Below are 21655 nucleotides of genomic sequence, written 5' to 3'. Positions count from 1 at the left end.
GACTCATAACAAACGCATCGGTACTCTTACGAGGTGAGTCCAGCGACTCACCATTAACGCCGGGTGATGCTCAAGGAGGAGCAATGGCAAAGGTGCTGGTTCATGCGACGGTGAGCCTGGATGGCTTCATGGCGGATGCCGATGGGGGAGTCGACTGGATGGACGGCTTTCCCGTGGCTCCCGGGGACGAAGAACTCGTCGGAAGGGTTGTCCAGGAGCTCGGCGCCGTCATCGGGGGAGCCAACAAGACGCAGACCGTCGACGACGGTGAGGTGCCCTACGGGGGCATGGCCGGCGTACCGGTGTTCCTGATGACGCACAGCGCGCACGAGCCGATCGAGAAGGACGGCGTCGTGTACACGTTCGTCGTCGACGAGATCCCGCAGGCCGTGGCATCCGCGAAAGACGCCGCAGGTGAGAAGTGGGTCAGTCTGCTGGGCGGCAGCATCTCGCGGCAGTGCCTCGAACTCGGGCTCGTCGACGAGATCCAGTTGCACGTGGTGCCGATCGTGCTTGGCCACGGGATCTCACTGTTCGCCGGCCTGAGCAGGCCCGTCAGGCTGGAGCGGATCGACACGTCGGCGTTCGCCGGAGAAGTCCACCTGCGGTATCGCGTGCTGGCGTAAAGAGTGAGCAGGGAAGCGGCGCTGTGAGCGGATTGTCATAATGTGCATTATCGGCGTTCAGCGGAATGCTCGGCTGAGCGCACTGCCGGTCTGGAACAGTCCCATCCACACCACGAACTTCTGCATCGGACGCAGCGGAAAGCCGATGAGCCGTCGCCAGCCGTCGTGCCCGGACCACGTCGTCGTGATGGTGACCTGCGTGCCACCTGTCGTGGGCGCCAACGTGAACTCGGTGAGAAATGGACGGCTCTGCGTGGCGTCGGGGTGGGCGAAGCGCCAGGCGACCCGCTCCGGTCGATGCACTGCGACCAGTTCGATGCGGCGGCGAAGGAATTGCGGCTTCACCTTCACCGGCTTCCCACCCGGGCGATCTGTGGCCGCGTGACCCCGCCAGATCGCACCCGGACTCACCTCCTGGTCGGCCAGGTCGACGGAGCCGACGCTCAACTGCCACTCCGGGATGCGTGCCGGGTCTGCCAGGAACTCCCACACCTCATCAAGTGATGCGGGAACGAAGGTCTCTGTGGATCCCGCGACACGCCCTTTCGCCTTTGCCGCGGTGGGCGCGGGCTTCTCCCCCGATGAGTCGAACTGGTCGAGACGCTCGAGCAGTTCATCGGATGTCGTACCGAGGCGGCGAAGGATCTCCGCGATCGAGCCGCTGGGCTCTGCGAGGAGTTCGCGGAGCACGGCGGCGGCGTCGCCGTGCTTGTCTTTGCCACTGGCGCGCACGATGAGGTCGTAACCACGCCTGCTCCACTCATACCCGACCGTCTCATGGGACACGATCCGTCCAGCCTCGGGGAATGACGCGTCGATGCCCAGCAGCGCCAGTTGCGCTTCATACTGCTCCTCGACAGCGCGACGGGCGGAATCCAGATCGATGCCCAGGCTGCGCAGCGCGCGCCCCGCGGATTGGCCGCTGATCACGAGGGCGAGGAACAGGTGTTCGATGTCCGCTTCGCGGAGCCCGAGCCGAGAGGCTTCCTCCATGGCGGCAAGCGACAGAGATTGGCTGGTCTGAGCGACGAGAACGAACTTGCTCATGCGTTCCTCCTGGGGATCGGGATCGTGGGGTCCACTCGTTTGGCGTGCTTCTTATGGACGGCCTGCCGGGTCACCCCGAGCGCGTCGGCGATGTCCTGCCACTTCATGCCCGCGCGCAGCGCCGCCTCGACTTGCCGCAGTTCCAGGGCGTCCGCAAGCAGGCGCAACGACGCGACGGCCCGGAGCCCCGCCCGCGGATCACTCGTATCCGCTGCCGTTGCCGCGATCTGTACCGACTCCATGCCGTCAACCTATGTTGCTAAGCATCGCTCTGTCAACCTGAGTTGCGACTATCCCGCCTTCGATGCCGGATACGCGCCCCAAACCCACGCAAACCGCCGTTCGGTGCCAGATACGCGCCCCAAACCGGGCATGCACGGAACAGACAACTTTCGCAGCCAGCGCCGAGGCGAGTTGTCGCAGGACGCCAACAAAGCTCTCACAAGCCACATTTCCGCCTACGATCAGGGAAAAGACGGGTCCCGGCCGTCGCCATTCGGCGCTGTAGGAGGCGCAATGAGCGCGAATCGAAGTACGCAGAATGCCGCGCACCTTCCCGCGGGTTTCCAGGCAGATCACACGGTGAGCCTCCGGCAGAAGAGGTACGCATTCGCCGTACAGACCATATTCATCCTGGCGTCGCTGCTGTCGGTGGGAGCCGCGCTGCTGTTCCGACTCCCGCTCGAAACCGCCTGGCCGCCGGCGATCACGATCCTTGTCACCTTGCTCGCGTTGCTCGTCTACATGGCACTGCATGAGCTCTCCCACGGGGTCGCGCTGCAACTCATGACGGGAGTGAGGCCGACGTATGCCCTGCGGTTTCCCTTCCTGACCACGGGCACCGACGCATACCTGAACAGGCGCACGGCGGTCATCGCGGCACTGACACCGGTCATCGTGTGGGGCCTGGTGCTGTTCGCAGCCCTGACCACCGTGCCGCAGGATTGTCGCCTGACCGTCTATATCCTCCTCACACTGAATTTCGCCGGATCCGCCGGGGATTTCGTCGAGGTGTACGTGGCATCACGGCAGCCCGCGGGGGCACTGATCCAGGACGACGGGGACATCGTTCACGTCTTCGTCCCCACACCCCGGACGTAAGCCCCCGGGCCGAGCCCCCTCTAGGCTCAAGTTGTGTTGGATGTAGCCACCGGATTCGTCGTCATCGGCGTCGCCATTCTCATCGGCTACATCATCGGCCGCATCGACCTGCTCGGGCCTCACGGTCGCCACGTGCTGAACCGCCTCACGTTCTTCGTGCTCTCGCCGTTCCTGCTGTTCGTCGTGCTCGCCCAGGCCGACGTGCAGACGCTGTTCTCCGCTCTGCTCCCGGTGTCGGCGATCGCCGCCGTCGTGGTCATCGCGATCCAGGCGGCGTTCTCCCGGTTCGTGTGGCACCGCTCCGCGGGCGAGACGACGATCGCGGCACTGTCGGCCGGTCAGGTGAACTCCAACAACATGGGCATCCCGCTGTCGCTGTATCTGCTGGGCAGCGCCGCGTTCCCCGCCCCGGTGATCCTGCTGCAGCTGCTCGTGTTCACGCCGATCTCCATGGCGATTCTGGATGCCGCGACCTCGGGACAGCGCTCCGCCCGCCGCATCCTCCAGCGCACCGTGACGAACCCGATCGTGGTCGGCTCCGTACTCGGCGTAGCCGTGTCGCTCAGCGGCTGGAATCTGCCCCCGCTGATCCTCGATCCCGCGCAGTCCGTCGCGAATGCGTGCGTACCCGTGCTACTGATCAGCTACGGCATGTCGCTGTACGGACAGCGAGTGCTCGGCTCCCCCGGCCGGCGCCGCGACGTGCTGCTCGCGACGGCATTGAAACTCCTCGCCATGCCGCTGGTGGCCTGGGCGGTCGCCGCCTACGTCTTCCACCTCTCCCCCGCCGAGATCCTCATCGTCACGGTGCTCGCCGCCCTTCCCACGGCGCAGAACATCTTCACGTACTCGCAGCATTACGACGTCGGCGAGACGATCTCCCGCGACACGATCTTCCTCACCACGGTGGGCTGCGTGCCGGTGCTGCTGCTCGTCATGCTCCTGCTGGGTTAGCGCTCGCGCACGCCACCCCCCTCCTGTCGCGCCACTGAAGCGGGCTAGGATGGCGCCGTCCTCACAGGGGATCCTCAGAAAGGACGGACCATGACCTGGGAATCGATCGATAGGCCGGTACTCAACGGCATCCGCACGGCCCTCGGAATCAGCGGCGTGCTCGCCCTGCTCCTCGGTATCCTCATCCTCGTCTGGCCCGGACGCACCGCAATGGTCGCCGTCGCGATCGTCGCGGTCTACGCGATCGCCGCCGGCCTCGTCTACGCCGGACTCGGCATCTTCAGCGCGCAGAAGGGCGGCTGGGCGCGGGTCGGGCACATCGTGCTGGGCGTGCTGTTCATCATCGCCGGCATCATCGCGTTCATCAACCTGCAGGCAGCAACCGCCTGGTTCGGCATCTTCATCGGCGTCCTGGTCGGCATCATGTGGATCATCGAGGGCATCGTCGCGCTCTCGACGTTGGGCGACTCCCCCACCAAGGGATGGACGGTCTTCTTCGCGATCCTCTCCATCGTCGCCGGCATCGTGCTGCTGTTCTCGCCGCTGTGGGGCGCGGTCGCGCTCTGGTGGCTGCTGGGCATCTCGGCGATCGTCCTGGGTATCGTCCAGATCATCCGCGCGTTCACTTTCGGCAAGTAGCTCACACACAGCGAAGGGCCCCGGTATCCCGGGGCCCTTCGTCGTGTGCGCGGTCAGCGTGCCGGCAGGTACCTGTCCCACCAGTCCAGCACGGCGGCGAACCGCTCGATCCGGTGCCGCGGCTGCCCGGCGCGGGTGAGTTCGTGATTCTCGCCCGGGAACACCAGCATCTCTGCCGGCGTGCTCTGGCGTTTCAGCGCCGTGTAGTACCGCGTGGCTTGCTCCAGCGGGCAGCGGAAGTCCAGCTCGGAGTGCAGCACGAACGTCGGCGTGCGCACCTGCGACACGACCGCGAAGGGGCTCTGCGCCGCGATCGCCTGCGGATCGGTGCCGACGTACTCGTCACCGAAGAACGAGCCGATGTCGCTCGTGCCGGCGAACGCCACGGGATCGAGGAACCCGCGCTCCACGATGGCACCGGCGAAGCGGTGATCGTGCGCGATCACCCAGGCGGTGAGGTACCCGCCGTAGGAGCCGCCCATGACCCCGACGCGGTCGCCGTCCAGGCGCACGTCCGCCGCGATAGCCCCGTCGAAGAAGTCGATGACGTCGGTGAAATCCACCGTTCCCATCGCATGGCGAATGCTGCGTCCGTGGGCCCGGCCGTAGCCTGCCGACCCGCGCGGGTTGCAGTAGACCACCGCGTAGCCCGCGTCGGCCAGCACCTGCATCTCGTCGAACGCGTGGATGCCGTACGTGGCATACGGGCCGCCGTGGATCTGCAGGATGACCGGGAACGGCCCGTCGCCGGCGGGCGTGACGACCCAGCCGTGCACGGGGTACCCGTCGCGGCCCGTGACGGTGCGCTCCACCGGCTCCATGATGCCCGCCTCGCGCAGGCGGGCACCGAAGTCGGTGAGCGTGCGCGGCTCGCCTTCGCCGACGAGCAGCAACTCGCCGAACGACGTGGGGGTGGCGACGGCGGCGACGATGTGACCGGCCGCCGCGGCGTGCCCGATCACCTCGACGTCCCCGCCGAGGACTTCGGATGCCTCGCCGGCGCGCGTCACCCGCAACAGGCGCACCCGGCCGCGAGTGCGGTCCTGCACGAGCACGTCGTCGCCGTCGAAGCCGATGTGGCTGCCGACCTCGCCGAGGTCCACGCTCTCCACATCGGTGAGCAGCCGCAGCCCGTCGCCGGCGAGCAGCCACAGCCCCACGCCGGGGGCGACGAAATCACGGCCGGCGGCCCCGACCTCGTGGGCGAGCAGGAACACGGTGCCGTCTGCGGCGACCGCCACCTCGTTGACGGCCAGGCCCGCGTCGCGCTCCAGCACGGCGCGCTTCCCTGCACCGTCGACGCTGACCGCCGCGACCCGGCTGCGCAGATCCCGCGCGGCATCCTCGATCTCGTCCACGACGGCCAGCAACTCGCCGCCATCGGCGGTGAACACCGGCGCACCGTAGGACGCGGTGCCGTGGGTCAACTGTTCGGCGTCCACGGCCACGACCCGGGGCTTCGGCGCGTCCTCGCCCTCGGGCCGCACCGCGGCGGCGGGAGCGTAGAACGGCTCCGCGTCCGCATCCGGCGCATCGACGACGAACAGCTGCGACGGCCGGTCGCCGATGTAGCCCAGGCCATTGGCATGCCAGCGGATGCCGGTGATGTGTCGCGGCGCCTCCGCCGTGGCATCCAACCCCTCGACCGATCCGTAGCGACCGCGTTCGGGGACGCGGGCGCTGAAGGCGATCGTGGCGCCGTCGGGCGACCACGCGAATCCACCGACGCCGAGCGGAGCGTCGGTGGCCTGCACCGGCTCCCCTCCCCCGGCGCGCACCACGAAGATCTGCGGGCGTCCCTTGCCGTCAGCGCGCAGGAAGGCGACGACCTCACCGTCCGGCCGCAGTCGCGGCGAGGAGTCGGCGATGCCACGCGTCAGCCGGCGCGGCGTGCCGTGCGGCAGGTCGATGCGCCACAGCTGGCCGACATCGCGATTGGCGTCGAGGTCCGGCCGGGATATGGCGAACACCGCGAACGCGCCGTCCGGCGCGAGGACGGGGCGGCCGACCGAGACGAGGGCGCTGATGTCCTGCGCGCGCACCCGGTCACTCCCCCGCGAACGAGCTGGTGTCGCCCACGAGGCGGGTGTTGTCGGCGGGCACGTCGTCGACGGCGGCACGGGCGACCTCCGCGGCGAACTCGGACACGTTGTAGAGCTTGCCGGCCGACTCGCGGCGTGACGCGATCGCACCGGGATTCGCCCGCTCCAGCAGCGTGGCCGTGATGGTGCCCTCGATCATGTCGCCGGAGACGACGACGAATTCGATGCCGCGCTCGTCGAGGTCACCGATGCGCTCGCGCAGGGCGTCCTCGCCGGCGCGCTTGGACAGGGCGACGACCTCGTACTCGGCCATCGTGGGGGTCGTCCGGATGAAGTGCGCCTGGTGGCTCGTGACGAACACGACGCGCGAGCCGGGCCGCAGCAGCGGCAGCGCCGCCTCGAGCACGCCCACCTGGGCGTCACGGTTCAGCTGCAGCGCGTAGTCCTCGGCCATGCCCGACTCCATGCCGCCGGAGGCGTTGAGCACCAGGATGTCCAGCCCGCCGAAGGCGCGCTGCACCTCCGCGAACATCGCCTGCACGGCGTCGCGGTCGGTCAGGTCGGCACCGACGACCAGGACCTGCACGCCCAGCTCGCGCAGCTGTGCGGCGAGCTTCTCGGCGCGCGGCGCCTTGTTGCGAAAGTTGATCACGACGTTCGCCCCCGCCTCGGCGAGGTAGCGGACCGTGTCGGCGCCGATGCCACGGGATGAGCCGGTGACGAGAGCCGTCTTTCCGCTGAGCGAGCCGGCGGTGAGGATCTGTGACATGGGGGCGGCGCTCCTGGTCGGGGAGCCCGGAACGGGCGTCGCCGGGCGCCACCGAGCCTATCAACCACGACTCCGCCTGCCCCGGTGTTAGGGTTCCGTCAACGACCGAGAAAGGCTCCGAGATGCTGCCGGATCTCACGCAGTACATGTGGATCGCCTGGCTGTCTCTCGCCCTCGTGTTCGTGATCATCGAACTGCTCACCTTCGAGTTCACATTCCTCATGCTCGCCGCGGGCTCCCTGCTGGGCGGACTCGGCGTGAACCTGCTCGGCGGCCCCTGGTGGCTGCAGGTCGCTGCCGCCGCAGCCCTGTCGGCGCTGTTGCTGTTCACGATCCGGCCGCTGCTGCTGCGGACGCTGCACGGCGGCAAGGAACGCGAACGAACCAACGTCGATGCCCTGTACGGCATGGGCGCACGCGTCGTCGCACCGTTCGTGGACGATCTCGGCTCGGTCAAGCTCGACAACGGCGAGACATGGACCGCCCGCCTCAGCGCAGACGCCGCACCGGTCGTCGTCGGCGACCGCGTACACGTGGTGACCGTGCTCGGCTCCGCCGTCGAGGTGGCCCCCTCCCCCACTCGAGAAAGGACGTCGGACGATGGTTGACGTCGGCGCGTTCGTCGGACAGATCTTCGTGATCGTTCTGCTGGTGGTGCTCGCGATCTTCGTGATCGTGGTGATCTTCCGCTCCATCCGCATCATCCCGCAGGCCTACGCCGGTGTCGTCGAACGCCTCGGCCGGTATCTGCGCACCCTCAACCCCGGGCTGAACCTGCTCGTGCCGTTCATCGACCGGGTGCGGCCTCTGGTGGACATGCGCGAACAGGTGGTGTCGTTTCCGCCGCAGCCGGTGATCACCGAGGACAACCTCGTGGTCTCGATCGACACCGTGGTGTACTTCCAGGTCACCGACGCCCGCGCGGCCACCTATGAGATCGCCAACTACCTCGGTGCCGTCGAGCAGCTGACCACGACGACGCTGCGCAACGTCGTCGGCGGACTCAACCTCGAGGAGGCGCTGACCAGCCGCGATGAGATCAACGGCCAGCTGCGCATCGTGCTGGATGAGGCCACCGGCAAGTGGGGCATCCGGGTGTCGCGCGTCGAGCTGAAGGCGATCGACCCGCCGCACTCGATCCAGGACTCCATGGAGAAGCAGATGCGCGCCGAGCGAGACCGTCGCGCGGTCATCCTCACTGCGGAGGGCTCCAAGCAGTCGCAGATCCTCGAGGCCGAGGGCCGGCGACAGGCGGAGATCCTCAGGGCCGAGGGCGACAAGCAGGCCGCGGTACTGCGGGCGCAGGGCGAGGCCGAGGCGATCGAGACCGTGTTCCGTGCGATCCACAAGGGCAACCCGGACGACAAGCTCCTCGCCTACCAGTACCTGCAGACCCTGCCGAAGATCAGCGAGAGCGCGTCGAGCAAACTGTGGATCATCCCGAGCGAGTTCACCGAGGCCCTCAAGGGCGTCAGCAGCGCGTTCGGGCCGAAGGCGACGGATGCCACGCCCGGCCGACCCGGACCCACCGCCCCGTGATACACCCGTGGTTCGAGCGGCCGTCGCCGCGTGTGCTGGCCCATCGCGGTCTCATCCCTGCCGACGCCGACGGTATCGCCGAGAACAGCTTCGCCGCCGTTGCCGCTGCCCACGCCGCGGGCGCCGCGTACATCGAGTCGGACTGCCACCTCACCGCCGACGGCGAGGTGGTGCTGTTCCACGACGCCGATCTGTCCCGGGTGATCGGCGACCCGCGCCCGGTGTCGCAGGTGCCGCTGGCCGAGCTGGAACGGCTGATGGCCGGCATCGGAGGTCTCATCTCGCTGCGGCAGGCGCTGGAGGCGTTCCCCGACGTGCGGTTCAACCTCGACATCAAGTCAGAGGCCGCCGCCGTACCGGTGGGCCGGATCGTCGCGCCGCACGCCGAGCGGGTGCTGCTGGCGAGCTTCTCCGACGTGCGTCGCCGGACGGCGCTGGAGGCCGCCGACAGGTTCGGTCGCGGCATGCGGCCCGCCACGTCTGCGGGAACAGCGACGATCGGGCGGGTGGTGTCGGCGATGGCGATGCGGTCGCGGCCGCTGGTGCGCCGCGCGCTGGCGGGCGTGGACGCGCTGCAGGTGCCGGAACGGCAGGGGGCGGTGCGGATCGTCTCGCCCCGCCTGATCGACGCGGCGCATGCGTGCGGCGTCGAGGTGCATGTGTGGACGGTGAACGACCCGCTGCACATGGCACGGCTGCTCGATCTCGGGGTCGATGGTCTGGTCACCGACCGGGCCGATGTGGCGTTGCGAGAGGTCGCCAAACGTCGCTGAGGGCGCCCCTTCGGTGGGGCTGGGGATCGGCTGTGAATGCCACCCACGCGGGGCTCGTTCGGAGTATGCGCACAGGTCGCAGCGTTATACCTGAACAGGCGACGAGAGGACCACACAATGGCAGACCGCAGCTTGCGCGGCATCCGACTCGGCGCGTCCAGCCTACAGAGCGAGGACGGCGTCGTATTTCATGAGCGCACTACCCACACGTACGTGTGCACCGAGTGTGGCAAGGAGACCAGCCTGCCGTTCGCGGTCGATGCTGAAGCGCCCCAGACCTGGGAGTGCCGCACCTGCGGCGCCGAGGCGGTATTGCGCGTCGGCGACAAGACCGTCGAGGTCGATCACAGCGGCGACAAGATCCCGCGCACGCACTGGGACATGCTGCTGGAGCGGCGTACGCTTCCCGAGCTCGAAGAGCTGCTCGAGGAGCGTCTGTCATTCATCCGTGAGCGACGCGGCACCAGCCAGGACGTGACGGCGAAGAAGAGCGCCTGACGACTCAATCGGATTCGACGACGCCGGTCCCTTCGGGGGCCGGCGTCGTCGTTGTTGCACGCTCGGCGCGACGCCGCCGCGCCAGGTGCGCTCCGGCGACGAGGGCCAGCGCCAGGATGCTGCCCCAGCCGAGAATCAGTTTCACCGTCGCGCCCACGATGACCGCGGGCGTCAGCCCGGTGCGCAGCGGAACGTCGGTGAGCATGGCGCCGGCCTCGCCTGCGGGCAGTGCGTCGATCACCGCGCCGTCGGGCGCGATCACCTGACTGGTGCCGACCGTCGACAGGTTCACCACCGAGCGACCCGTCTCGATCGCGCGCATCCGCGCGAAGGCGAGCTGCTGCAGGTTCTCGTCGGTGTCGCGGAAGTCGGCGTTGTTGGTCTGCAGCATGTAGACCTCGGCGCCGTCACGGGCGCCCTCCCAGATGACGTCGTCGTAGATGACGTCGAAGCAGATCGCCAGGCCCACATCGATCCCGTCGACGTCGAACACCGGAGGGTTGGTGCCCGGGGTGTACTCGCGCTGGATGAGCCCCACCAGGTCCGGCACGACCGCCTCGAAGAACCAGCGGTCGGGCACGTACTCGCCCATCGGCACCGGGACGCGCTTGTCGTGCAGCGCCACCGGGTTGTCGGCGCCCGGCTCCCACAGCATCGAGGTGTTGTACCCCGCCTCGTCGCGGGTGGTGGCGGCGTTGACGATGAGCGGCGCGTCGATCGTCTCGGCGAGGCGGTCCAGCGTCCTGGCGACCGATTCGTTCTGCAGCGGGTCGGCGTCGATGCCGCCCTCGGGCCACAGCAGCACGTCGAGGTCCTCGTCCAGCAGCGGTTCGGTGGCATCCAGCTGCGACTGGAAGACGTCGTACGCCTCCCGCTCGTCGAAATACGCCGCCGGGCCGTTGCCCTGCACCGCGCCCACCCGCAGCGACCCGGCGGGTGTCGTGGGGAACGCGGGGGTCAGCAGCAGCACCGCGAGGGCGACCACGGTGGGAAGGGCCGTCTGCCAGGTGCGCCAGCGCCCCAGCCGCACCCATTCGATCGCGGCGGCGGTGGCGAACACCATCACGAAGGTGAGCCCGGCCACGCCCGTCCACGACGCCAGATGCGCCAGCGGGCTCTCGGACTGACTCATCCCCAAGCGCGCCCAGGGGAAGCCGGTATAGGGCCAGGAACCCATGAACAGCTCTCGAGCGGTCCACAGCCCCGCGACGAGGGCCGGAAGCGCGAGCAGCCGCCCCCAGGTGCCGCCCAGCACCTGCGGCATCCACCGGTAGGCCAACGCGATGAGCAGGGACCCGAGCGCCCAGAGCAGCGTCTGCAGCCCGGCGAGGGCGAACCACGGAATCGCGCCGAGGTAGCGGGTGATCCACACGATGTGCGTGAAGAAGAAGGAGGCGCCGAACACCGCGCCCGCCAGCAGCGCTCCCCCGCCGGAGCGGCCGATGAGCGAGACCAACGCGAACGCGACGCCGACGAATGCCAGCGGCCACCAGCCCACATCCGGATAGGCGAGATCCAGTACGGGGCCGCCGACGAGCGCCGCCAGCAGTGCCACCCACAGGGGCACCAGCGGGCGCGGCAGCGGGGCGCGCGCGGCGGTGCGGTTCATACGCCGCTGTACGCGACGATGCCGCGTCGCACGGCGTCGAGGGCTTTGCGGGCGGTGGCGGCGACGGGGCCGTCCGCGACGAGCGACAGCTGGTCGAGCAGGTCGATGGTCTGCTTGGCCCAGCGCACGAAGTCGCCGGCGGCGAGGTCCGCCTCGGTGAGTACGCGGTCGAGCATCCCGCCGCGAGCCCAGGTGTGCATCGCCTGCGCCAGCCCGGTGGCCACCGGTTCGCTGCCGGGGAGGTGGTGGTCACGCTCCAGGTCGTCCAGCTGTGCCCACAGCAGCTGCGTCTCGGTGAGCGCGGTGCGGAACGCCCCTCTGGGCAGGCCGTACTCCCCCGGCCCCTCCGAGTCGCGGCGCGGTTCGTAGACGAGGCAGCAAGCCAGGGCTGCGAGCGATGCGGCATCCAGGTTCTTCCAGATGCCGCGGCGCAGCGCTTCGGCCACCAGCAGATCGCGTTCGCCGTAGATACGGCGCATCGTGCGCCCGGCGGCGGTGAGCGTCGTGCGCCCGTCGTCGTCGACCGCGACGTAGTCCAGCGCGGTGAGCACGTCCACAACCCGGTCGAACACCCGCGCGACGGTGCCGGTGCGCGTCTCGATCTCCCGGCGCAGCTTGTCGGTGCGCCGCTTGAGCTTGAAGTAGCGCTCCCCCCACCGGGCGTGGTGCTCACGGTCGGGGCAGCTGTGGCAGGGGTGATGCTGCATGCGGCGGCGCAGCGACTCCATCTCCTGCTGACGCTGGCGACGCAGCTTGGCCGGCGCGGTGCGGTCTGCGCGGTTGAGCTTCTCGAGGTCGGTGAGCTCACGGCGCAGCCCCGCGTACTCCACGAAGTCGCCGCGGTCGCAGGTCTGCGCCTTGCGGTAGCCGGCGAGGGATTCCTCGGCCTCGCGCACCTGGCGGGCCAGGCCTACGACAGACCGGTCTGCCTGGAACTGCGCGAACGAGGATTCCAGGATCTCGCGGGCCCGGGCGCGGCCGAACCGATCGATGAGGTTCACGGCCATGTTGTACGTGGGCCGGAAGCTGGAGTTGAGCGGATAGGTGCGCCGGGAGGCGAGCGCGGCGACCGCCTGCGGGTCCACGCTCTCGGTCCACTGGATCACCGCGTGACCCTCGACGTCGATGCCGCGCCGTCCGGCCCGGCCGGTGAGCTGCGTGTACTCCCCCGACGTGATGGCTACGCGGGCCTCGCCGTTGAACTTCTCGAGCTTTTCCAGCACGACGGTGCGGGCGGGCATGTTGATGCCCAGCGCCAGCGTCTCGGTGGCGAAGACGGCCTTGACCAGCTTGCGCCGGAACAGCTCCTCGACGACCTCCTTGAACGCCGGCAGGAGCCCGGCATGGTGGGCGGCGATGCCCCGTTCCAGGTTCTCGCGCCACTCCCAGAACCCCAGCACGCCGAGGTCTTCGTCGTTCAGCGCGGCGGTGCGCTCCTCGACGATGCGGCGGATCTCGGCCCGTTCGTCGGCGTCGGTCAGCTGCAGCCCCGAACGGCGCACCTGCTGCACGGCGCCGTCACAGCCCGCGCGGCTGAAGATGAAGAAGATCGCCGGCAGCAGGTTGGCCCGCTGCAGCAGCTGCACCACCTGGGGTCGGTCAAGCCGCTCCACCCGCTCCACGTTGCTGGGGCGCACCGGGCGTCTGCCGCCGCGCTGCGGGCGGCGGTGAGTCGACTCGTAGCCGCCGTGGCGGGCGCTGTTCATGCCCTGGGCGCGACGATTGTTCTCGAACGTCGCTCCCTTGACCGACCGGATGCGCATGAGCTCCTGGTTGACCTGGGCGGTGGCGATGCCGGCGCGGTCGTCGAACAGCGGCAGCAGGTCGCCGCGCACCAGCATGTGCTGCTCCAGCGGCACCGGCCGGATCTCGGAGACGATCACCTCGGTGTCGCCGCGCACGGTGTCGAGCCAATCGCCGAACTCCTCGGCGTTGGACACCGTCGCCGACAGCGACACCAGCCGCACGCTCGGTGGCAGGTGGATGATGACCTCTTCCCACACCGCGCCGCGGAACCGATCGGCCAGGTAGTGCACTTCGTCCATGACGACATAGCGCAGCCCCCGCAGCGCCGGCGAGTCGGCGTACAGCATGTTGCGCAGCACCTCGGTGGTCATCACCACGACCCGTGCATTGCCGTTGATGTTGGTGTCCCCGGTGAGCAGGCCCACTTCGTCGACGCCGTAGACCTCCTGCAGCTCACGGAACTTCTGGTTCGACAGCGCCTTCATCGGCGTCGTGTAGAACGCCTTCACCCCGGGTTCGCGCATCGCCAGGTGAACGGCGAACTCGCCGACGATCGTCTTGCCCGCACCGGTGGGTGCGGCCACCAGTACGCTGCGCCCATCCTCGAGGGCGTGGCATCCGGCGATCTGGAACGGGTCGAGCGTGAACCGCTGCTGCTCGGCGAAGTCGGCGGTCAACGGATGCCGGCGCGCTTCGGAGGCCGCGGTGTACCGGTCCGCCGGGCTGGGTGCACTCACAGGGCGGACCCCGGCTGCAGCAGCGCCGCATCACGCTTGCTGCGTCGTCGGTCGAACAGCATCGACAAACCCGCCGCCGCGAAGAACAGGACGACGAGGATGCCGGCGAGCAACAGCATGCTGACGGCATCCGCCGCGGGCGTCGCGACCGCGGCGAAGATCGTGGCGATGAGCACAGCGGCGCGCCAGCCTTTCAGGATCGCCCGGCCCGACATGATGCCGGCGAGGTTCATCGCCACCAGGAACACCGGCAGCACGAACGAGATGCCGATGACGATCATCAGTTTGAAGACGAAGTCGTAGTACTCCGCGGCGTTGTAGAAGTTCACCGCGCCGTCGGGCGTGAACGACCACATCACCTCGATCACGTGCGGGACGACCAACATGCCGACGTAGCAGCCCGCGAAGAAGAGCGGAATGGCGGCGGCGACGAAACCGACGGTGTACCGGATCTCCTTGCGGGTGAGCCCGGGCATGATGAACGCCCAGATCTGCCACAGCCACACCGGTGCGGACAGGAACAGCCCGATCGAGAAGGCGATGCGCATCCGCAGGTCGAACGCGGAAGTCACGGTGCCGAAGTTGAGCGCGGAGAAGTCGTCGCCTCGCTGTGCGGCGATCTGCTCGATCGGACCGGTGATCCAGTCGATCACCGGGTCGGTCACGATGAACGCGACGACCATCGCCACGACCAGCGCCGCGGCGGCGATCATCAGACGACGGCGCAACTCCAGCAGGTGCGCGCCGAGGGACATCCGTTTCTCGCGACGGGGCGGGTCGGGCTCATCCACCCGCTGCTGCTCGGCCGTGGCCACGTCGGGCTACGGCTTTGGTTCGGAGGGCCCGCTCACGCTGTCCGGAGCCGTCGTGGAGGCGGTCGAGTTCGCTATGCCGATGGTCGGCGGCGTGACGACGGTCGGCGGCGTGCTGGCGGGAGGGACGTCCTCGTCCTTCATCGCCTTCATCTCGCCCTTGAAAACTCGGGCCGACTGGCCGACGCTCTTGGCCAGTGCGGGAAGCTTCGCCGCGCCGAACAGCAGGAGAATGACCGCGAGGATGATCAGCAGATGCGGCCATCCGAATGCGTTGCCCATGGAAGTCTCCTCGGATTGGGGTTCGAAACAGTCTAACCCGGTACCCCGGGGCAAGCCTCAGCGGTATTGCGCGAGTCCCGCGGTTGCCCACGCGGCGGTCGCGCGGCGCGCACCGGCGGGGGCGAGCACCTCGACTTCGCCGCCCAGGCGCGCCGCGACCCGCTTGAGGCTCTGGTCGTCCGCCACCCGCATGGTCGCCGTCTCACGGTCGCGCTCGGCGACGATCTCGGCCCGCGTCAGGTAATCGCCCAGCAGCGGCGCGGTGTGGTGCGGATAGCGGATGCGCGCGACGACCTCGGTGGGGTTCGGTTCGAACAGCTCGGGCACCGGATCGCCGCCGTGCGTGATGGGGATCTCGGTGAGGGTGACGTCGCTGACCCGCTCGAGGTGGAACGTGCGCATCGCCTGCCGCATATGACACCACCCCTGCAGGTACCACTGACCGTCGGCGATGTGCACCTTGGCAGGATCGACCGTGCGGGTGGTGGGCGTGGCATCCGGAGCTTGATAGGTGAACGACACCGCCACGCCGCGGCGCAGGGCATCCGCCACGGTCACGCGCACGTCGTCGACGGGACCGGGGGCGACGATCACGTCGGCCGGCACGCTCGCCGCGCCGCGGGCGAGCTTGGTCAGCAGGGACTGCACGACCCCGTTGTCGCCGACGCCGGGGAGCGTGGCCGCCAGCTGCAGACCCGCCAGCAGCGCGGCGGCCTCACGAGCGGTGAGCCGAGGGGCCCGCTCGAGTCCCACGGTGTTGGTGATGACGATGATGTCGCGCTCGTCCAGCAGGTCCCAGTCGATGTCGAACAGATCGTGGGGCAGCTGCCAGAAGCCGCCGTCGCCGGGGCGCCCGATGACGGTGAGCTTCTGCACCATGTCGCGCATCTGGTCGGGGGTGACCTCGAACTCGTCCGCCGCCTCCGCGACCGACACCTCCCCCTTGCCGATCAGGTATGGCACCAGCTGCAGGATGAGCGCCGCCCGCTCGGTGGCGTGCATCGGCCGGGCGTTCATGCCGAGACTCCGTCGGCGATGGCATCCGCGTGCAGGGCGAGCGTCGCCTCCAGTCGGCGGATCACCTCGTCGCGCAGCACGGCGGGTTCCACCACGCGAACCTCGGGTCCGTAGGAGGCCAGTTCGTCGGCGAACACGTGGACGTCGACGTAGGGCACGAGGATCCCCTGTTCGGCCGGCTGCGCGCGTCGGCGCAGCCGCAGTGACGCCTCGGTGCCGGGGTGGACCTCCAGCAGGGCGCACTGCCGGGCGGCCACATCGTCCAGACCGGCGACGGCGCGCTCCCCGGCACCGTCGCGCAGCGCCGGGTCGAAGCTCTCGCGGGTGAGGGTCACGTCGCCGACGATGCGGGACAGGAGGAACGTGCGCTCGGCGCCCTGATCGAGGTCGAAGCCGTGGACGTGCCAGCGCGATTCGTAGTCCACCAGCGCCAGCGGGCGGATGCGACGCACGCGCGGGCGCTCCTCCCCTGGTTTCAGGTACGGGAACGACACCACCCGCGTCTGCTCCATGGCGCGCTGCAGCGGCGCGAACGCGGGCGTTCGCACACTCAGCCGCGGTGAGAAGCCGAGGATGGGCTCGTCGACGTCGTTGCCGAGCGCGCGGATCTTGCGCAGCCCGCTGCGTGCTTCCGCCGACAGCGAGCTTTCGCTCCACACTCCCCCAGCAACTGCCAGCACGGCGAGTTCGGCGGGGGTGAAGGAGATGTCCTCGGGCAGGCCGTACTCGTCGTTCGGCACGCGGTAGCGGGCTTCGCGCAGGTCGTCGGGGTCGGCGTAGTCGCCGATCGTCTCGATCGGCACGCCCAGGCCGCGCAGGCTCTCCTTGTCGCGCTCGAACATCTTCTCCAGCGCGTCCTTGGACGCACCGGCTTCGGCGTGCTCCCGGTAGCCCGCAACCGACGCGAGGATCGTCTCCTTGGTCAGCCCCTGGTCGGTCGCCATCAGCGCGACGAGCAGGTTGACCAGGCGCTCCTCGGGTGCGCTGCGGCTCGACGGGGCGGCCAAGGGTGCTACTCCGCGACCTCGTCGAGACCGAGGATGTCGATCACGAACACGAGGGTCGCCCCCGGAGGGACGGCGCCTTGCCCGGCATCGCCGTACGCCTGGTCCGGCGGGATCACCGCGAGGATCTGCGACCCGACGGTCTGTCCTTCCAGCGCGGCGGCGAATCCGGGAACGACCTGGTCCAGCGACAGCGCGGCGGAGGTGCCCGTCTCCCATGTGGAATCGAAGACCTCACGCTCGTCCCAGGTGACGCCGGTGTAGTGCACGCGCACCGGCTGGTCGCCGGTGACGACCTCGCCGTCGCCCTTCTTGAGAACCTGCACGACGAGCTCGTCCGGCGCCTCGGCGTCAGGGACGATGATGCCGGGGGTGCCGTCGGGGGCCAGGACCACGCTGGGCATGCCACGGCGATCGTTGTACTGATCGGCGCCGTCGGCCTTGCCGAGGTACACCCTCTGCAGGTCGATGACGAAGACCGCGGAATCGCCCTCCTGCAGCCCCAGGCTCTGCGCGGCTTCGGGCGCGAGGTCGTCCGGCGCGATCGCGCCGACGATGAGCGAACCCTCGGTGGCACAATCGAGCATCTGGGCGATGCCGTCGTAGAACTCGGCCCACTGCGAGACCGGCGCCACCTGGGTGCCGCTCTGCACGAGCGTCTCCCCCGTTGTGCCGCTGGCGATCGTGATGTCGAACACGACATCCTGCGCTTGAGAGGTGACCGTGGGGCCCTCGCCGACGGTGATGTCCTGGAACACCGTGTCGTCGGCGTGTACCGGTGCGGACAGCTCCACGGTGTCGCCCGACACCGTGATCAGGTCGAGCACCGACGCGTCGGAGGCAGCGCGATCACACGACGCTCCGCTGGAAGCGGGCGTACAGCCGACGAGGGCGAGAGTGGACAAGCCGATGACGGCGGCGATGGCGGGAATCCTGCGCACCGGTACAGCCTAATCGGTGGCGGCGTCCGTCTCGGTCGATGCCGCGATGCGCGCGCCGTCGACGGCACGCTGGGCCTCACGCACGCGCTTGCGCAGGTTCTTGTCGGTGATCTCACGGTCACCGACCGCACCGGGCGTCCACAGCTCGACGTCCACATCGGCGTACGACGGCTTCTTGAGCGCCCGCTTGCGCACGTCTGGCGGCACTGCGCCCGGAGCGAGGCGACGCGCGGTGATCAGGAACCCGGTGTGGGCGACCATGCGGTGGTCGGGGCGTACGGCGAGTCCCTCGACGTGCCAGCCGCGCACCATCGTCTCGTTCGCCTCGGGTTCGGTGTACAGCCCGGTGCCGCGGATGTACTCCGCAACGCGGCTCAGCTGGGTCGCAGTCGCGACGTAGCACAGCACCACGCCACCAGGCGTCAGCGCGTCGGCCACCGCGTCGATGCACTCCCAGGGGGCAAGCATGTCGAGCACGACACGGTCGACGGATGCGGGTTGCACCGCCTCGGGAAGCGCGGCGACCAGGTCGCCGACGACGACGTCCCAGTTGGCAGGCGGTGCCCCGAGGAAGGTCTCCACATTGGCCTTGGCCACGTCGGCGAACTCCTCGCGGCGCTCGAACGACACCAGATGCCCGGTGCTGCCGATCGCCCGCAGCAGCCAGAGCGACAGCGCACCCGACCCGACGCCGGCTTCGACGACGGTCGCGCCGGGGAAGATGTCGGCCGATGCGAGGATCTGCGCGGCATCCTTCGGGTACACGATCGCCGCGCCCCGGGGCATGGACATGACGAAGTCGCGCAGCAACGGCCGCAGCGCGAGGTACTCGTGGCCGCCGCTGCCGGTGACGACCGAGCCGTCGGGAAGGTCCACCAGCTGCGCGTGACGCAGCACGCCGTGGTGGGTGTGCAGCTCGCCGCCCTCACGCAGGGTGATCGTGTGCAGACGCCCCTTCGGTCCGGTCAGCTGCACCCGGTCGCCGTAGCGGAACGGGCCGGTCGGTCGGGTGAGATCGACGCTCATCGCGCCTCCTTTGCGCGGTGATCGGCATGAAGCGCCATGAGATCCGCGACGGTGCGGCCCTCCAGCGTCGGCCACAGCGCGTGAGCGCCGACGCCGGTGAGCGAAACCATGAGGGGCACGCCGATCGTCGTCGCCCCGGAGGCGATCGCCGATCGCAGCCCGTTGGGCGAGTCCTCGATCGCGACGACCTCGTCGGGGCTGACCCCGAGCAGTTCGCAGGCCTGCAGGTACGGGTCGGGGAACGGCTTGGGCCGGGTGGCGTCGTCGCCGGCGATGATGACGTCGAATGCGTCGAACGGCATCTGCGACACCACCGTCTCGGCCATGCGCCGCAGCGACATCGTCACCAGCCCGGTCTTCACCCCGGCCGCGCGCAGGCTCACCAGCAGCTCCTGGGCGCCGGGGCGGAAGGGGTTGCCCAGTTCGCGCAGCTGGTCCATCACCTGACCGGTGAGGTGATCGACGATGGCATCCTCGTGCATGCGCACGCCGGCGTCCTGCAGGATGCGGGCGGAGTCGTGCAGGCCCAGCCCGACGAGCGTCAGTGCCTGCTCGTGCGACCAGGTGCCCCCGTAGCTTTCCACCAACGGTGTCTCGGCGGCCATCCAGTACTGCTCGGTGTCGACCAGGGTGCCGTCCATATCCCACAGCACGGCACGAAGTGTTGGAGCGGGGGCTGTCACCTCCCTATCGTACCGGCGCGTGCCGCGCCACCCGCCCGCGCCGGCGGCACGCGGCCTATCCTTGGGGGGACGAAGGGAGTCGTGTGGAGGGACTAGGACGACGCGTACTGGTGGCCGCGTTCGACGGCTGGAACGATGCCGGCGAGGCCGCATCGGCCGCTGCCACGCTGTTACGCGAAGAGGGCTCGTACGAGCCGGTCTTCTCCGTCGACCCCGAACTGTACTTCGACTACCAGTACACGCGGCCGCAGATCAGCCTCGACGCCGAGGGCCGTCGCGTGCTGCGCTGGCCCGAAACGACGCTCTGGCGCCCCTCGCGTCGCGCGCGCGGCACGCAGCTGTGGCTGCTCACCGGCGTCGAGCCGGCGCGCGCCTGGCAGGCCTTCGCCAGCGAGATCATCGACGTCGCGCTGCGCGAGGACATCACCGGGATGGTCTCGCTCGGCTCGATGATGTCGGACGTGCCGCACACCCGCCCCATCTCGGTGTTCGCCGGCAGCCACAACGAGGAACTGCGCACCAAGCTCGAGCTGGAGAAGTCCACCTACGAAGGACCCGTCGGCATCCTGAGCGTCATCGATCAGGCAGCGGATGCCGCCGGCATCCCCGCCGCCTCCCTCTGGGCGAGCGTGCCCCACTACGTCGCCGGTCACACACCATCGCCCAAGGCGACGCTCGCGCTGCTGGACAAGCTCGAGGACCTCACCGGCGCCCGCGTGCCCCGCGCGGCGCTCGCGACGGAGGCCGCCGCGTGGGAGGCATCCATCGACGCTGCGGCTGCGGAGGACGAGGAGATGACGGAGTACATCCGTCAGCTCGAGCGCACCCGCGACACGTGGGACTCGCCGGAGGCATCGGGAGATGCGATCGCGCAGGAGTTCGAGAAGTACCTGCGTCGCCGTGGCAGCGGCGAAGGCCCCACCAAGCCCGGCCGCGACGAGCCGCCGCGCCGCTGAGGCGGGCGGCTCGCCCCGGCGTCAGGGCTGGAGCACGCCCATCGACAGCAGCACGAGCAGCACCGTACCGAGCGCGACGCGATAGATCACGAACGGCAGGAAGCTGTTCTTGGAGATCCACCGCATGAAGAACGCGATGACCGCCAGCGCCACGGCGAACGCGATGACGGTGGCGACAAGGGTCTCCGGAAGTGTGAACGGACCCTGCTCGTCCCAGCTCTTGAACAGCTGGAAGAACCCACTGCCGAAGACGGCCGGGATGGCCAGCAGGAACGCGTAACGGGCGGCGGCGGCGCGTTCGTAGCCGAGGAACAGGCCCATCGTGATCGTGCCGCCCGAGCGGGAGACGCCGGGGACGAGGGACAGGGCCTGCGCGAAGCCGAAAGCCACGCCGTGGGGGTAGGTGATGTCCTTCAGCGCACGACGCTTGGCACCGACGATGTCGGCGATCCCCAGCAGGATGCCGAACACGATGAGCATGGTGGCGACCAGCCACAGCGAGCGGAACACCGTCTCGATCTGATCCTGGAACAGCAGCCCCAGCACCACGATCGGGATGCTGCCGATGATGATGAGCCACCCCATGCGGGCGTCGGGGTCGTTGCGGGGCGCCTTGCCCGTGAGCGAGCGGAACCACTGCGTGATGATCCGCACGATGTCGCGCCAGAAGAACACCACGACGGCAGCCTCGGTGCCGATCTGGGTGATCGCGGTGAACGCCGCGCCCGGGTCCTCGGCCCCGGGGAGGAACTCGCCCAGAATGCGCAGGTGTGCGCTGGAGGAAACAGGGAGGAATTCGGTCAGACCCTGGACGAGACCCAGGATGATCGCCTCGAAGAAATGCATGCGCGCCT

At 69.1% G+C, this 21655-nt stretch carries 23 protein-coding genes; 9 read left to right on the top strand and 14 right to left on the bottom strand.

Going from position 1 to position 21655, the window contains the following annotated elements:
• Positions 1-83 precede the first annotated feature (83 nt).
• The gene (locus NQ151_RS00965; protein ID WP_257526735.1) at positions 84-626 is read left to right on the top strand and encodes a dihydrofolate reductase family protein; all 543 of its coding nucleotides are present in this window, start codon (positions 84-86) and stop codon (positions 624-626) included.
• 57 nt (positions 627-683) lie between these two features.
• On the opposite strand, the gene NQ151_RS00960 is transcribed toward NQ151_RS00965, so the two are convergent.
• Positions 684-1673, bottom strand: a complete 990-nt coding sequence (locus NQ151_RS00960) for an SRPBCC family protein (protein WP_257526734.1) — start codon at positions 1671-1673, stop codon at positions 684-686.
• The gene (locus tag NQ151_RS00955; protein WP_257509883.1) at positions 1670-1915 is read right to left on the bottom strand and encodes a hypothetical protein; all 246 of its coding nucleotides are present in this window, start codon (positions 1913-1915) and stop codon (positions 1670-1672) included. The genes NQ151_RS00960 and NQ151_RS00955 overlap by 4 nt, the downstream gene beginning before the upstream one ends.
• Positions 1916-2189: 274 nt before the next feature.
• Between NQ151_RS00955 and NQ151_RS00950 the strand changes: the two genes are divergently transcribed.
• From NQ151_RS00950 to NQ151_RS00940, 3 genes are all read left to right on the top strand, one after another.
• A complete protein-coding gene (locus NQ151_RS00950) occupies positions 2190-2774 on the top strand; it encodes a DUF3267 domain-containing protein (protein WP_257526733.1) in 585 nt (194 codons plus the stop codon).
• A gap of 33 nt (positions 2775-2807) precedes the next feature.
• On the top strand, positions 2808-3728 hold the full coding sequence (locus NQ151_RS00945) for an AEC family transporter (RefSeq protein WP_257526732.1): 921 nt from the start codon (positions 2808-2810) through the stop codon (positions 3726-3728).
• Positions 3729-3818: 90 nt separating this feature from the next.
• Positions 3819-4367, top strand: coding sequence for a DUF308 domain-containing protein (locus NQ151_RS00940; protein ID WP_257526731.1), 549 nt, complete (start codon positions 3819-3821; stop codon positions 4365-4367).
• A 53-nt stretch (positions 4368-4420) separates the two neighbouring features.
• Here the strand turns inward: NQ151_RS00940 and NQ151_RS00935 are convergent, their stop codons facing one another.
• Together NQ151_RS00935 and NQ151_RS00930 are read right to left on the bottom strand one after the other, a co-directional pair.
• Positions 4421-6409, bottom strand: coding sequence for a S9 family peptidase (locus NQ151_RS00935; RefSeq protein WP_257526730.1), 1989 nt, complete (start codon positions 6407-6409; stop codon positions 4421-4423).
• Positions 6410-6413: 4 nt separating this feature from the next.
• Positions 6414-7178, bottom strand: coding sequence for an SDR family oxidoreductase (locus NQ151_RS00930; protein ID WP_257526729.1), 765 nt, complete (start codon positions 7176-7178; stop codon positions 6414-6416).
• A 122-nt stretch (positions 7179-7300) separates the two neighbouring features.
• Here NQ151_RS00930 and NQ151_RS00925 point away from each other — a divergent pair, with 122 nt between their 5' ends.
• The 4 genes from NQ151_RS00925 (at position 7301) to NQ151_RS00910 (ending at position 9988) form a co-directional block, all read left to right on the top strand.
• Complete coding sequence (locus NQ151_RS00925) at positions 7301-7786, top strand: NfeD family protein (RefSeq protein ID WP_257509889.1); 486 nt, start codon at positions 7301-7303, stop codon at positions 7784-7786.
• Positions 7779-8717, top strand: coding sequence for an SPFH domain-containing protein (locus NQ151_RS00920; RefSeq protein ID WP_257509890.1), 939 nt, complete (start codon positions 7779-7781; stop codon positions 8715-8717). Before NQ151_RS00925 ends, NQ151_RS00920 begins: the two co-directional genes overlap by 8 nt.
• The gene (locus tag NQ151_RS00915; RefSeq protein ID WP_257526728.1) at positions 8714-9490 is read left to right on the top strand and encodes a glycerophosphodiester phosphodiesterase family protein; all 777 of its coding nucleotides are present in this window, start codon (positions 8714-8716) and stop codon (positions 9488-9490) included. The genes NQ151_RS00920 and NQ151_RS00915 overlap by 4 nt, the downstream gene beginning before the upstream one ends.
• 117 nt (positions 9491-9607) lie before the next feature.
• On the top strand, positions 9608-9988 hold the full coding sequence (locus NQ151_RS00910) for an RNA polymerase-binding protein RbpA (RefSeq protein ID WP_257509892.1): 381 nt from the start codon (positions 9608-9610) through the stop codon (positions 9986-9988).
• A gap of 4 nt (positions 9989-9992) precedes the next feature.
• Here the strand turns inward: NQ151_RS00910 and lnt are convergent, their stop codons facing one another.
• From lnt to NQ151_RS00865, 9 genes are all read right to left on the bottom strand, one after another.
• A complete protein-coding gene (gene lnt, locus NQ151_RS00905) occupies positions 9993-11597 on the bottom strand; it encodes an apolipoprotein N-acyltransferase (protein ID WP_257526727.1) in 1605 nt (534 codons plus the stop codon).
• Positions 11594-14080 (bottom strand): DEAD/DEAH box helicase, encoded by a 2487-nt coding sequence (locus tag NQ151_RS00900; RefSeq protein ID WP_257526726.1) that lies wholly within the window; start codon positions 14078-14080, stop codon positions 11594-11596. The genes lnt and NQ151_RS00900 overlap by 4 nt, the downstream gene beginning before the upstream one ends.
• On the bottom strand, positions 14077-14835 hold the full coding sequence (gene tatC / locus NQ151_RS00895; protein ID WP_257509954.1) for a twin-arginine translocase subunit TatC: 759 nt from the start codon (positions 14833-14835) through the stop codon (positions 14077-14079). Before tatC ends, NQ151_RS00900 begins: the two co-directional genes overlap by 4 nt.
• A 66-nt stretch (positions 14836-14901) precedes the next feature.
• Positions 14902-15174 carry a twin-arginine translocase TatA/TatE family subunit gene (gene tatA / locus NQ151_RS00890; protein ID WP_257509895.1) on the bottom strand — a complete coding sequence of 91 codons (273 nt, stop codon included), beginning with the start codon at positions 15172-15174 and terminating at the stop codon, positions 14902-14904.
• 57 nt (positions 15175-15231) lie between these two features.
• Positions 15232-16191, bottom strand: coding sequence for a helix-turn-helix transcriptional regulator (locus NQ151_RS00885; protein WP_257526725.1), 960 nt, complete (start codon positions 16189-16191; stop codon positions 15232-15234).
• Entirely contained in the window at positions 16188-17198 is a 1011-nt protein-coding gene (locus tag NQ151_RS00880) for a helix-turn-helix transcriptional regulator (RefSeq protein WP_257526724.1), read from the bottom strand. The genes NQ151_RS00885 and NQ151_RS00880 overlap by 4 nt, the downstream gene beginning before the upstream one ends.
• A 5-nt stretch (positions 17199-17203) precedes the next feature.
• Complete coding sequence (locus NQ151_RS00875) at positions 17204-18136, bottom strand: FKBP-type peptidyl-prolyl cis-trans isomerase (protein WP_257526723.1); 933 nt, start codon at positions 18134-18136, stop codon at positions 17204-17206.
• 9 nt (positions 18137-18145) lie between these two features.
• The gene (locus NQ151_RS00870) at positions 18146-19162 is read right to left on the bottom strand and encodes a tRNA (adenine-N1)-methyltransferase (protein WP_257509899.1); all 1017 of its coding nucleotides are present in this window, start codon (positions 19160-19162) and stop codon (positions 18146-18148) included.
• Positions 19159-19845, bottom strand: a complete 687-nt coding sequence (locus tag NQ151_RS00865) for an HAD family hydrolase (RefSeq protein WP_257526722.1) — start codon at positions 19843-19845, stop codon at positions 19159-19161. Before NQ151_RS00865 ends, NQ151_RS00870 begins: the two co-directional genes overlap by 4 nt.
• Before the next feature lie 83 nt (positions 19846-19928).
• Between NQ151_RS00865 and NQ151_RS00860 the strand changes: the two genes are divergently transcribed.
• The gene (locus NQ151_RS00860) at positions 19929-20801 is read left to right on the top strand and encodes a PAC2 family protein (RefSeq protein ID WP_257509901.1); all 873 of its coding nucleotides are present in this window, start codon (positions 19929-19931) and stop codon (positions 20799-20801) included.
• Positions 20802-20822: 21 nt separating this feature from the next.
• Here NQ151_RS00860 and NQ151_RS00855 read toward each other — a convergent pair whose 3' ends face one another.
• A complete protein-coding gene (locus NQ151_RS00855; protein WP_257509902.1) occupies positions 20823-21647 on the bottom strand; it encodes an undecaprenyl-diphosphate phosphatase in 825 nt (274 codons plus the stop codon).
• Positions 21648-21655: the final 8 nt, after the last annotated feature.

The organism is Microbacterium sp. zg-YB36, assembly GCF_024623575.2.
Taxonomy (GTDB): domain Bacteria; phylum Actinomycetota; class Actinomycetes; order Actinomycetales; family Microbacteriaceae; genus Microbacterium.
The sequence above is the reverse complement of the archived record's forward strand: the minus strand, read 5'-3'. Positions and strand labels throughout refer to the sequence as shown.